Origin of the sequence: Listeria grayi DSM 20601 (assembly GCF_000148995.1) — a bacterium.
GTDB lineage: Bacteria > Bacillota > Bacilli > Lactobacillales > Listeriaceae > Listeria > Listeria grayi.
Genome location: NZ_GL538352.1, coordinates 1,133,178 through 1,145,947, shown reverse-complemented (window position 1 = coordinate 1,145,947; position 12,770 = coordinate 1,133,178). Strand labels below are relative to the sequence as shown.

Sequence of the window (12,770 nt, the reverse complement as noted above, 5' to 3'; positions counted from 1 at the left end):
ATTTTCATGATACGGTGCACTTTTTCTTACTAGCTCAATGAGAATCCAAAGTCGGTATAAAAGGCAGGTAACGGAATAATGGATGAATTTGAACAGCGAACGTACGCCTACATCAAGCAAAAACAGCTGCTCGATAGAAATAAAAAAATACTGGTAGCAGTTTCCGGTGGGCCAGATTCACTTGCTTTACTGCATTTTATCGTCCGCTTTTTTCCATTGCAAAACATAGCTGCGGTCCACGTGAACCATCAATTGCGCGCAGAATCGCTTGATGAAGAAACATTGGTTCATGACAGCTGTCAAACGCTCGGAGTCGATCTATTTTCCCGCACTATTGATGTGAAAGCAATTGCTGCCGAACGTAAAAAAGGGATAGAAGAAGCTGCTCGATATGTAAGATACCAATGCTTTGAAGAAGTAATGCAGGAAGCCGGGATCGATCAGGTCGTCACGGCTCATCATGCAGATGATCAGGTAGAGACGATCATGATGCGTCTGGTTAGAGGTAGCTTCAGTTCAGGTTGGAGCGGGATCGCACCGGTTAGGAAATTGGGAGCTGGGCAAGTGATCCGACCTTTCTTGACAGCCTCTAAATCAGATATTCTTGCCTATTGTCAGCGTCAAGATATTCAGTTCGCCTTAGATGATACCAATGAGGAAACGATCTTCACCCGCAACAGACTGCGCAAAAAAGTGATTCCACTCTTAAAAGCCGAGAACCCTTCGCTTGCATCGCAAATCACGCGTTTCGCTGAAGAGACCCGTGAAGATTTCACTTTTTTGGATGAACAAGCTGGTGAATTATTTGAGGCTTGCGCAGAACTGGAAAATGGCGGGGCACGATTAGATCTCGTTCTGCTTAAAAAAGCAGGGATTCCTTTACAACGACGGGTAATTCATTTACTATTAAACTATCTGTATAAGAATGAGACCTCCTATGTTTCTACCCAACACATCAAACAGATTTTGCTATGTATTCAAGGCAAGAATCCTTCTGCTGTTTTGCAGTTGCCTCAAAGCCTTCAAGTCAGACGTTCTTATGAGGAAATGCACTTTTTCTTTGGAGAAACGCCCGTAAACCGAGAATTCTATCATGCGCTAGATGTGAATGAACGCATCCATCTGGAAAACGACATGGAAATCAAATTAAAAGCAAAGAGCTCCGTTGTTCAAACGGCAGGGCTGAATGGGATCATCCTTAATCAAGCGGATGTGACATTGCCTTTGATTATCCGTAATCGGATGACCGGTGACCGAATGACATTAAAAGGTACGACAGGCACAAAAAAAGTGAAGGATATTTTGATCGATGCGAAAGTGCCGCGCCATTTGCGAGATGCGGTACCGATTATTACGGACTTTACCGGGAACATCTTGTGGATACCAGGTGTCAAACTTTCCGCATATGCAACCTCACCAAGTCGAGAACAAAAACAATATATTATTCGGTATACCCAAAATTTAGGAGGAAATAGAAGCATGCATAACGATATACAAACGGTGCTACTTTCAGAGGAAGAAATTCAAGAAAAAATCGGCGAATTAGGTCGCGAACTAACTGCCGAGTATGACGGTCGCAATCCACTTGCTATTGGTATCTTAAAAGGAGCGACTCCGTTCATGACAGACCTGCTTAAACGCATTGATACTTATTTGGAAATGGATTTCATGGACGTTTCGAGCTATGGAAATGGAATGACTTCTTCAGGAGAAGTGAAAATCATTAAAGATTTAAACACCTCTGTTGAAGGAAGAGATGTGCTTATCATAGAAGATATCATCGACAGTGGCAGAACGCTGAGCTATTTGGTCGACTTGATCAAATACCGCAAAGCGAAGTCGGTCAAATTGGTTACGCTTCTTGATAAACCAGAGGGACGCAATGTAGACATCAGCGCTGATTATGTAGGCTTTTTAGTTCCAAATGAGTTCGTAGTAGGTTACGGCCTGGATTACGCAGAAAAATACCGCAACCTTCCTTATATCGGTGTATTGAAGCCGGAAGTATATTCAGATTAAAATACTTCACAAACAGAACAATAATTTGTTACTATAGAATATAGAAGCGATGTGATTTCCCATGCTATGCAAAATAGTGGGCTTTTAAAAGGCAATATGCTATCATAAAGCATAGTTTTCACATTCAATTTAATTTATATCAATTGTTAAATAAAATAAACTTTATTTTAGGAAACTTCGTAAGAGGAAAAAACTATGGATATGTGTAGAAAATAATGAGCGCCATCCAAGCTCTTGCGTAGGAGGAGGTAAGGAATGAACAGGTTTTTTAGAAATGCAATATTTTACGTCATCATCTTCTTGGTCATTATTGGGATCGTCGCATCATTGAACAATAAAAAAGATGCAGCCAAGGATGTCAGCTATAATGAGTTCATCACCAAATTGGAAGATGGCAAAGTCAAATCGTTTACGATGCAGCCGGATCGGAATGTTTACACCATTAAAGGCGATTTTGTTGCGAGCGAAGGACAAACCACTAAAACTGGTCTAGGACAAACAAAAAATGATACATCTTTTGTATCCTATGTCATCAGCAGCGACAGTATGCTTTCCGATATCAATAAACAATTGAAAGAACATAAAGATGTAAAATTTGAAACACTGCCCGCGAAACAAAATAATGGGTGGATCACTTTCCTAACATCGATCGTTCCTTTCCTTATCATTTTCATCTTGTTCTTCTTCTTGATGAGCCAATCTCAAGGTGGCGGCGGTGGTAGAGTGATGAACTTTGGTAAGAGCAAAGCGAAACTCTACAATGATGATAAAAAGAAAGTACGCTTCACAGATGTAGCTGGAGCAGATGAAGAAAAGCAAGAGCTAGTTGAAGTAGTAGAATTCTTGAAAGATCCCCGCAAATTTGCGAATCTAGGAGCACGGATCCCTAAAGGTGTCTTGCTAGTCGGACCTCCTGGTACTGGTAAAACATTGCTTGCAAGAGCAGTAGCTGGAGAAGCTGGCGTACCATTCTTCTCCATTAGTGGTTCTGACTTCGTGGAAATGTTCGTTGGGGTCGGTGCAAGCCGTGTACGTGACCTCTTTGAAAACGCGAAGAAAAACGCCCCATGTATCATTTTCATCGATGAGATCGATGCAGTAGGACGTCAACGTGGCGCAGGAATGGGCGGCGGACATGACGAACGGGAACAAACATTGAACCAATTACTAGTAGAAATGGATGGTTTCAGTGGTAACGAAGGAATCATCATCATTGCAGCAACTAACCGTGCTGACGTACTTGACCCAGCCCTTCTTCGTCCAGGACGTTTTGACCGTCAAATCATGGTCGATCGTCCCGATGTTAAAGGTAGAGAAGCTGTTCTACTGGTACATGCTAGAAATAAACCACTCGCTAAAAGTGTTGATTTGAAAGCAATCGCACAACGTACACCAGGTTTCTCAGGTGCAGATCTGGAGAACTTGCTGAACGAAGCCGCGTTAGTGGCAGCGAGATCTGATAAAAAAGAAATCGATATGTCGGATCTAGATGAAGCAAGCGACCGCGTTATTGCCGGTCCTGCGAAGAAAAACCGCGTTATCTCCGAAAAAGAACGCCGGACAGTTGCTTATCACGAAGCTGGTCACGTTATCGTTGGTATGGTATTAGACGAAGCAGAAGTGGTGCATAAAGTAACGATCGTACCACGTGGACAAGCTGGTGGATATGCTGTTATGCTTCCAAAAGAAGACCGTTTCCTAATGACAAAAGCTGAACTGCTTGACCGGATCACCGGACTGTTAGGTGGACGTGTCGCGGAAGATGTTACCTTTGGCGAAGTTACTACTGGTGCCAGCAATGACTTTGAACGTGCTACTGAAATCGCGCGCCGCATGGTTACGGAATGGGGTATGAGCGACAAGATCGGACCACTTCAATTCTCTTCCGGTAACGGACAAGTCTTCATGGGCAGAGATTTCGGAAATGAGAAAAATTATTCCGACAAGATCGCTTATGAGATCGATACAGAAGTTCAAAGCTTGATTCGTTCTTGTTACGACAGAGCGAAAAATATCATTACCGAACACCAAGACCGTCACAAACTAATTGCAGAAACACTACTTGAAGTAGAAACACTAGATGCTAGACAAATCCGTTCCTTGTTCGACGATGGCGTAATGCCTCCAGAAAGAGGAGAAGACGATGTGATCGAGTATCCTTCTGAGAAAGAAACGGAAGCAGCAGAACCGAAATCTTTTGAAGAAGAAAAGAAAGTAGCGGAAGACGAAGAAAAACCAGCGGATCAAGAGCCGAAAGAAGTAAGCTCTGAAGATGCGCCAAATGCAGAACAAACACCTTCTGATAAAGAAGACAAATAAAAACCATGCCAAAAGCCAAGCTTACTCTTTTAAAAGAGTCATGCTTGGCTTTTGCAAATCATCGATGAGCCGAGGTGGAAATATGATACTTGTGATTGATGTCGGTAACACAAATACAACGTTGGGCGTCTTTGAAAATGAAACGCTGAAAAAGCATTGGCGGATCACGACTGAAAAAAACCGCACGACAGATGAATTAGGCATTACCGTAATAAATTTATTCCAATTTGCGAAGTATCGCTTAGAAGACGTCGAAGGAATCATTATTTCTTCCGTCGTTCCACCAGTGATGCACACGGTAGAAAATATGTGCCGTCGCTATTTCGAAATCGAACCGATCGTTGTCGGACCAGGTATAAAAACCGGTCTTAATTTGAAAGTAGATAATCCGAAAGAAATCGGCGCCGACCGAATCGTTAATTGCGTAGCCGCATTAGCGGAATACGGAAAACCGGTTATCGTCGTGGATTTTGGAACGGCAACAACCTTCTGTTATGTAGATGAAAAAGGGATGTATCTTGGCGGAGCGATCGCACCGGGCATCATGATCTCTACCGAAGCACTTTACACGAGAGCGGCGAAACTACCGCGCGTGGAAATCCAAGCCAAACAGAGGGTGATCGGGAAAACAACTGTCAGTTCCATGCAGGCTGGGATCTATTATGGCTTTATCGGTCAATTTGAAGGAATCGTCCAAGCGATGAAAGCGGAAGTAGCAAGCAATCCAGTAGTGGTTGCTACAGGGGGGCTAGCCCGCTTGATCTCCGCAGATTCCAAACAGGTCGATGTTGTCGATCCCTTTTTGACATTGAAAGGACTTGCACAGTTATATAAGCAAAATAAAGGAGATTTTTAAATGACAAATGATTATTTAGTAAAAGCACTTGCCTATGATGGTCTAGTGAGAATATATGCTGTAACAACAACCGAAACAATCGGAGAAGCACAACGCCGCCACGATACTTGGTCTGTTTCTTCCGCAGCGCTTGGACGCACCATGACGGCCACATTATTGATGGGTGCAATGCAAAAAGGCGACCAAAAATTGACCGTTAAAATAGAAGGCGACGGCCCGATCGGGTATATCGTTGCTGATAGTGATGCAGAAGGAAAGGTTCGTGGCTACGTCGCTAATCCGCATGTCCATTTCAATGAATTGAACAGTGTCGGGAAATTGGACGTTAGAAGAGGCGTTGGTACACAAGGAACGCTTTCTGTCGTGAAGGACTTAGGATTTGGAGAAAAGTTCACAGGGCAAACACCAATCGTTTCCGGAGAAATCGGTGAAGATTTCACTTACTATCTAGCAAACTCCGAACAAGTAAACTCGGCAGTAGGCGTAGGAGTACTTGTCAATCCGGACGATACAATCGAAGCCGCAGGTGGGTTTATTTTGCAATTACTTCCAGGTGCAACAGAGAAAATCATTGCGCAGTTGGAAAAAATCCTCAAGGACCTGCCAACCGTTTCCCGCATGATCGATAACGGCGAAACACCAGAATCCATCATTGCCAAACTTGCAGGCGGCGAAGAAAATGTACAGATCTTAGAGAAAAGTGCTGTGAAGTTTGAATGTACTTGTTCCAAAGAAAGATTTGGCAATGCCATTATTTCCCTAGGAAAAGATGAAATCCAAGCAATGATCGACGAAGATCATGGTGCGGAAGCGGAATGTCATTTTTGTCGGAATAAGTTTACATTTACAGAAGACGAATTGAAAGAATTTAAATTACAAGCGAAATAAGAGAAGAAATTATTCTTCTCTTATTTTTATAGCTCAAACTTGACAAAACTACTCGGGTTTAATTAAAGTAGAAGAAAGAACTCACAAAGGAGTGGAAAAAATGACAATTGCTAACTCGATAACAGAATTAATCGGAAAAACCCCCATTGTTAAATTGAATCGTTTACCGGAAGCAGGAAGTGCAGATGTATATGTGAAATTAGAATTTCAAAATCCAGGTGGTAGCGTAAAAGATCGAATTGCCAACGCGATGATTGAAGAAGCAGAAAAATCAGGCGCCTTGAAACCGGGAGATACGATCATCGAGCCGACAAGCGGCAACACAGGTATTGGTCTAGCAATGGTCGCTGCTTCTAAAGGCTACAAAGCAGTCTTTGTAATGCCGGATACAATGAGTACAGAACGCAGAAAGCTCCTTCAAGCCTATGGTGCTGAACTGGTACTGACACCTGGGAAATTGGGCATGAAAGGCGCGATCGAAAAAACGGAAGAATTAGCAAAAGAACACGGCTATTTCATTCCTCAACAATTCCACAATCCAGCTAATCCGGAAATCCATGAAAAAACAACTGGACCGGAAATTGTGGAAGCGTTTGGAGAAGAAGGCTTAGATGCTTTTATCGCCGGCGTAGGAACAGGCGGAACCATTACTGGTGTAGGACATGTTCTTAAAAAGAATTATCCAAACGTAAAAGTTTATGCTTTAGAACCAGATGAATCCCCTGTTTTAAGTGGCGGAACACCTTCTCCGCATAAGATCCAAGGTATCGGCGCTGGTTTTGTTCCCGATATTTTAGACACAAAAGTATACGACGGTATTATCAAAGTAACAAGCGACGACGCGTTGAAAGTTGCTCGTGAAGTAGCAAGTAAAGAGGGGATTCTTGTTGGGATATCCTCGGGCGCTACTATCAAGGCCGCATTAGATCTAGCGAAGGAACTCGGAACTGGTAAGAAGGTTCTAGCGATCGTTGCCAGCAACGGTGAACGCTACCTTAGCACGGCGTTATATAATTTTGACGAATAATACGATTTCCGAAGCGATTCACCTTTGATCAGGTGAATCGCTTTTTTAAAAGAACATCATAAACTTTTAACGAAATTCTAATTTGATTCACAGTAGATTCACGCAAAAAGTGGTTAATATATAGTCATAAGCTAACAACAAGCAAAACATTTTCATTTCTTTCTCCCTTTAAGAATGAAAATCCCAAACTCCCTTTTTTGACCGATGTGGTTATCCCTTTTCCACATTGGTTTTTTGATGCATAAAAAAAGAAAACTATCGTAAAACTTTAACGAAATTCTAATTTGATTCACAGTAGATTCACGCAAAAAGTGGTTAATATATAGTTATAAGCTAACAACAAGCAAAACATTTTCATTTCTTTCTCCCTTTAAGAATGAAAATCCCAAACTCCCTTTTTTGACCGATGCGGTTATCCCTTTTCCGCATCGGTTTTTTTGTGCCTTAAATTAGGTGCTTTCTGCTATAATAGAAAAAGAAATAAAAAGGGGGAGTACTGTGAAACAGTGGCAAAAGACTGACGAAACGAAAGTAATGGGCATTCTAAATATCACACCGGATTCTTTTTCCGATGGGAATAAATACATCGACTTAGCAGCTGCGGTGAAACAAGCGGAATCGATGGTAGCTGCTGGGGCATCCATTATCGATGTCGGCGGTATTTCCACGAGACCAAATTTTTCTGAAGTCGATTTGGAAGAGGAGCGCAGCAGAGTGATTCCTGTCATTGAAGCGATTCGGAAAAAATTTCCAGAAATATGGATATCTATCGATACTTGGCGAGCGGAAACTGCTGAAGCCGCAATTGTTGCGGGTGCGGATCTAATAAATGATCAATGGGGCGGAAAGCAGGATCCGGCGATTTTAAAAGTGGCTGCTACATATAATGTGCCGATCTGCCTCATGCACAACCGCACGAATACCGATTATGATAACTTTATGGAAGATGTAAAGCGGGATCTGCAAGAAAGTATCACGCTAGCAAAACAAGCCCATATCCCGGATGATCACATTATTCTAGATCCTGGGTTCGGCTTTGTGAAAACACCAGAACAAAATTTAGAAGTTTTGAGGCGCATTGATGAGATCGTCGCGCTAGGCTATGAAGTGTTGTTAGGAACAAGTAAAAAATCCACGATTGGTATCGTACTTGATTTGCCGGTAGAAGAACGATCGGAAGGAACTGGTGCGACGATTGTTTATGGAATCACTAAAGGATGTAAAATCGTGCGTGTCCACGATGTGCTTCCAATGATGCGCATGGTGGTCATGACAGATGCGATCTTGGGAAATAGAAGTATTGGAGGAGAACGAAAAAATGGATAAGATCTACATGAATGAACTAGCTTTTTACGGCTATCACGGTGTTCTCCCGGAAGAAAACCGGTTAGGACAAGCTTTTCAAGTATCACTCACTTTAGGTTTATCGACCAAGCAAGCGGGCCTGTCAGATGACGTGGCCGATACAGTCAGCTATGCAGACGTCTACGAGACAGTAAAAGAGATAACAGAAAAGAAACGATTTAAATTGATTGAAGCGCTGGCTGAAAATATCGCACACCGTGTATTGACAGATTATCCTTTGATTGAAGAAGTAATTGTAAAAGTAATCAAGCCCAATCCACCAATCGCAGGGCATTTTCATTCCGTAGCGGTTGAAATAACACGAGGAAGGTGATTTCGTGGCAAAAGTTTATCTATCGATAGGTACAAATATGGGGGAGAGGGAAACCAATTTGGAGGCAGCTGTGGTCGGTTTAAAGGATCATCCGCAAATCAAGGTCGTAGGAGTCTCTTCTATATATGAAACAGATCCGGTAGGTTATGAAGATCAGGCCAGCTTTCTGAACATTGCAGTAGAAATAGCTACTTCGCTTGCACCTCACGATCTGCTGACCTTCTGCTTAGCTCTCGAAAAAAAGATCGGGCGAGTAAGGTTGTTTAAATGGGGGCCGCGTCTGATCGACATCGACATCCTTCTTTATGATGATCAGATCATTCAAACAGAAGACCTAATCGTACCGCATCCGTTGATGAAAGAGAGAGCTTTTGTTATGATACCGTTGCTCGAAATCGCTCCGGAATTAGCTGGATCAATAGAATCTCAAGCTGTTTTAGCAGAGCAAGGCATCAAAAAAACGAAAAACCAAGTAAACTGGTAAATTTGGCACTTGCAGTTTTTGGGTAGTATGATAACATTACACTAGCGCTTTTTAGTATTTAATGGAAGGGGAATATGTCGTGTTTCAGATTGGAAATGTAGAAATCAAAAACAGAGTTGTCGTAGCTCCAATGGCAGGTATTTCAAACTCTGCGTTCCGCTTGACCGTCAAAGAGTTTGGGGCGGGGCTGGTTTGTTGTGAAATGATCAGTGACAAGGGGATCGCTTACCGCAATACAAAAACACTAGATATGTTATACATCGATGAAAAAGAAAAACCACTTAGTCTCCAAATTTTCGGAGGCGAAAAAGATACATTAGTTGAAGCAGCAAAGTTTGTGGCAGAAAATACCACGGCAGATATTATAGATATCAATATGGGTTGTCCGGTCAACAAGATCATCAAATGTGAAGCAGGTGCGAAATGGCTGCTTGATCCAAATAAAGTTTACGAAATGGTATCTGCAGTTGTAGATGCAGTAGACAAACCAGTCACAGTCAAAATGCGTATCGGCTGGGATGATGACCATATCTTCGCGATCGAAAATGCGCAAGCAGCAGAACGAGCAGGAGCAGCAGCGGTAGCAATGCACGGTAGAACACGCGTACAAATGTATGAAGGTAATGCAGACTGGGATGTTTTGCGCGATGTAAAAAAAGAAATCAAAATACCATTTATGGCAAATGGAGATGTCAAAACTCCAGAAGATGCTAAGCGGATCTTAGAACACACCAATGCAGATGGCGTTATGATCGGCCGTGCTGCACTAGGAAATCCGTGGATGATCTATCGTACTGTGAAATATCTGGAAACTGGAGAACTCCTGCCAGAACCAGAACCAAGAGAAAAGATCGAAACAGCATTGCTTCACTTAAAACGTTTGATCGCATTGAAAGGCGAAAACATCGCTGTTCGCGAATTCCGTCAACACGCAGCATACTATTTAAAAGGTGCCCGTGGAAGTACAAGAGCAAAAGTAGCGGCAAATCAGGCGACTACTCAAGCTGAAATGGAAATGATCCTGCGCGATTTCGTAGATCAATATGAAGCAAAGCAATTAGTTAGATAAGAAGGCGGAAGTTGCTCTAGCAAATTAGAGCAACTTTTTTTATTTTTAACTAGAAAAACGATGGTGAAAAAGCGTATAATGAAAATAGTCTGTAAAATGAATAGAATAGGAGTGTACGTACATGAGTCACGAGAACCATGAAGAACTGAATGATCAACTGCTGGTTCGCCGCGAAAAGGTAGATACATTACGCCAAGAAGGCATTGACCCGTTTGGTGAAAAGTTTGTTCGCTCTATTAGTCCTGAAGAAATAGAAGAACAATATAAAGATAAAACCAAAGAAGAATTAGAAGAAGCTGCAGTCGAAGTAAGCGTAGCAGGAAGAATCATGACAAAACGTGTGAAAGGCAAAGTAGGCTTTACACATATTCAAGATCGTTTCCATCAACTTCAAATCTATATTCGCAAAGATAATGTTGGCGAAGATGCGTATGCAGTATTCAAACTAGCGGATCTTGGCGATATCATCGGCATCAAAGGGACCGTTTTCCGCACAAATACTGGCGAATTATCCGTCAAAGCAGAAGCCTTCACTTTGTTGTCAAAATCCTTGCGCCCTCTGCCAGATAAATATCATGGCCTTAAAGATGTAGAACAACGCTATCGTCAAAGATATTTAGACTTGATCACAAATGACGAAAGCCAAAAACGCTTCGTTATGCGTAGTAAGATCCTTCGCTACATCCGTGAATACATGGATAAAGAAGATTATTTAGAAGTAGAAACTCCTGTTCTTCATACGATTCCTGGTGGAGCAGCAGCAAAACCTTTCATTACACATCATAATGCACTGGATATGGATCTATATCTGCGCATTGCACTAGAATTGCATCTGAAACGCCTGATTGTCGGCGGGATGGATAAAGTATACGAAATCGGGCGAGTGTTTAGAAACGAAGGTATTTCTACGCGACACAACCCTGAATTTACAATGCTTGAATCTTATGCAGCATTTGAAAATTATGAAGACGTAATGGAATTAGTAGAAGGATTAGTTGCCTACGTTTCTGAAAAGCTGCATGGTACAACGAAAATCCAATATGGCGAGTATGAAGTTGATCTAACACCGAAATGGCGTCGTCTGCATATGGCAGATGCTGTTAAAGAATACGCTGGTGTAGATTTCTGGACGGTTAAAACGGACGAAGAAGCAAAAGCACTAGCGAAAGAACATAATGTTGCGATAACCGAACACATGACATATGGACATATCCTTAATGAGTTTTTTGAAACTTTCGTAGAAGAAAAATTGATTCAACCAACATTCGTTTATGGACACCCAGTGGAAATATCTCCGTTAGCGAAGAAAAACAAAGAAGATGAACGTTTCACTGATCGATTCGAGTTATTTATCGTCGGTAGAGAACATGCGAATGCGTTCTCCGAGTTAAATGATCCTATCGACCAACGCCAGCGTTTTGAAGGGCAAGTGAAAGAACGAGAACAAGGCAATGATGAAGCGCACAGTATGGATGAAGATTTCCTTGAGTCTTTAGAATATGGACTGCCGCCAACAGGTGGACTAGGTATAGGGATCGACCGTCTTGTTATGCTATTGACAAATGCACCATCAATACGAGATGTTTTGCTATTTCCGACAATGAAACATCGTGATTGATGCCTGATTTTATAAATGAAAATCCGAGATTTTTATTCTCGGATTTTCGTTTAGTTGTAAGAAAAAAACAAATTTGCCAAAGTGAAACTTTTTTACGCATTTTCTCTTGCAAAGGGTAATAAAACGTGGTATATTTATAAACGTTCCAGTTAAACGTTTTAAGAGATTGATAAAAAATGATTTTTTTTGTAAAAACATCTTGACATAACGTTTTGTGGAGTGTAAGATATAAGAGTTGCTGCTAAAACAGTAACTTAAATAAAACGACCTTTGAAAACTGAACAAAAAGAAGACGAAATGGTAACGGAACAGTATGTTTCGGAACATCGCAAGCGGAAACAAAAAGTTGTTTCCAAATAGTAACAAACTAGTAAGTAATTGCTAGCGAAGTCAATTTATGACGCGAGGAATTTATTCGGTCAAACGAATAAATATTCAAACGCACTTTATTTTAAAGAGAGTTTGATCCTGGCTCAGGACGAACGCTGGCGGCGTGCCTAATACATGCAAGTCGAACGAATGACCTTAGGAGCTTGCTCCTTTGGTCGTTAGTGGCGGACGGGTGAGTAACACGTGGGCAACCTGCCTGTAAGATTGGGATAACTCCGGGAAACCGGAGCTAATACCGAATAATAATCAGCTCCGCATGGAGCAGGTTTGAAAGGCGGCTTCGGCTGTCACTTACAGATGGGCCCGCGGTGCATTAGCTAGTTGGTGGGGTAAAGGCCTACCAAGGCGACGATGCATAGCCGACCTGAGAGGGTGATCGGCCACACTGGGACTGAGACACGGCCCAGACTCCTACGGGAGGC

Annotated in this window: 10 protein-coding genes; all 10 read left to right on the top strand. The window is 42.1% G+C overall.

The window, feature by feature from the left end; translation table 11 throughout:
• Positions 1 to 78: 78 nt before the first annotated feature.
• On the top strand, positions 79 to 2,019 hold the full coding sequence (gene hpt, locus HMPREF0556_RS05715) for a hypoxanthine phosphoribosyltransferase (protein WP_003756383.1): 1,941 nt from the start codon (positions 79 to 81) through the stop codon (positions 2,017 to 2,019).
• A 255-nt stretch (positions 2,020 to 2,274) separates the two neighbouring features.
• Positions 2,275 to 4,338: an ATP-dependent zinc metalloprotease FtsH gene (gene ftsH, locus HMPREF0556_RS05710; protein ID WP_003756380.1), complete on the top strand. Its 2,064-nt coding sequence runs from the start codon at positions 2,275 to 2,277 to the stop codon at positions 4,336 to 4,338.
• A gap of 82 nt (positions 4,339 to 4,420) precedes the next feature.
• Positions 4,421 to 5,194 (top strand): type III pantothenate kinase, encoded by a 774-nt coding sequence (locus HMPREF0556_RS05705; protein WP_040486507.1) that lies wholly within the window; start codon positions 4,421 to 4,423, stop codon positions 5,192 to 5,194.
• Entirely contained in the window at positions 5,195 to 6,082 is an 888-nt protein-coding gene (hslO, locus tag HMPREF0556_RS05700) for an Hsp33 family molecular chaperone HslO (protein ID WP_003756376.1), read from the top strand.
• A 100-nt stretch (positions 6,083 to 6,182) separates the two neighbouring features.
• Entirely contained in the window at positions 6,183 to 7,109 is a 927-nt protein-coding gene (cysK, locus tag HMPREF0556_RS05695) for a cysteine synthase A (RefSeq protein WP_003756375.1), read from the top strand.
• Positions 7,110 to 7,643: 534 nt separating this feature from the next.
• On the top strand, positions 7,644 to 8,435 hold the full coding sequence (gene folP, locus HMPREF0556_RS05690) for a dihydropteroate synthase (RefSeq protein WP_077904789.1): 792 nt from the start codon (positions 7,644 to 7,646) through the stop codon (positions 8,433 to 8,435).
• The gene (gene folB, locus HMPREF0556_RS05685; RefSeq protein ID WP_003756369.1) at positions 8,428 to 8,787 is read left to right on the top strand and encodes a dihydroneopterin aldolase; all 360 of its coding nucleotides are present in this window, start codon (positions 8,428 to 8,430) and stop codon (positions 8,785 to 8,787) included. Before folP ends, folB begins: the two co-directional genes overlap by 8 nt.
• Positions 8,788 to 8,791: 4 nt before the next feature.
• A complete protein-coding gene (gene folK, locus HMPREF0556_RS05680) occupies positions 8,792 to 9,271 on the top strand; it encodes a 2-amino-4-hydroxy-6-hydroxymethyldihydropteridine diphosphokinase (RefSeq protein ID WP_003756367.1) in 480 nt (159 codons plus the stop codon).
• Between the two features lie 79 nt (positions 9,272 to 9,350).
• The gene (gene dusB / locus HMPREF0556_RS05675; RefSeq protein ID WP_036105896.1) at positions 9,351 to 10,340 is read left to right on the top strand and encodes a tRNA dihydrouridine synthase DusB; all 990 of its coding nucleotides are present in this window, start codon (positions 9,351 to 9,353) and stop codon (positions 10,338 to 10,340) included.
• 121 nt (positions 10,341 to 10,461) lie between these two features.
• Positions 10,462 to 11,958: a lysine--tRNA ligase gene (lysS, locus tag HMPREF0556_RS05670; RefSeq protein WP_003756364.1), complete on the top strand. Its 1,497-nt coding sequence runs from the start codon at positions 10,462 to 10,464 to the stop codon at positions 11,956 to 11,958.
• Positions 11,959 to 12,770: the final 812 nt, after the last annotated feature.

Bases quoted from the DNA above. Each gene is read 5' to 3' on its own strand.
- cysK (WP_003756375.1), top strand. From the start codon at position 6,183: ATGACAATTGCTAACTCGATAACAGAATTAATCGGAAAAACCCCCATT.
- hslO (WP_003756376.1), top strand. From the start codon at position 5,195: ATGACAAATGATTATTTAGTAAAAGCACTTGCCTATGATGGTCTAGTG.
- hpt (WP_003756383.1), top strand. From the start codon at position 79: ATGGATGAATTTGAACAGCGAACGTACGCCTACATCAAGCAAAAACAG.
- ftsH (WP_003756380.1), top strand. From the start codon at position 2,275: ATGAACAGGTTTTTTAGAAATGCAATATTTTACGTCATCATCTTCTTG.
- folP (WP_077904789.1), top strand. From the start codon at position 7,644: ATGGGCATTCTAAATATCACACCGGATTCTTTTTCCGATGGGAATAAA.
- folB (WP_003756369.1), top strand. From the start codon at position 8,428: ATGGATAAGATCTACATGAATGAACTAGCTTTTTACGGCTATCACGGT.
- lysS (WP_003756364.1), top strand. From the start codon at position 10,462: ATGAGTCACGAGAACCATGAAGAACTGAATGATCAACTGCTGGTTCGC.
- HMPREF0556_RS05705 (WP_040486507.1), top strand. From the start codon at position 4,421: ATGATACTTGTGATTGATGTCGGTAACACAAATACAACGTTGGGCGTC.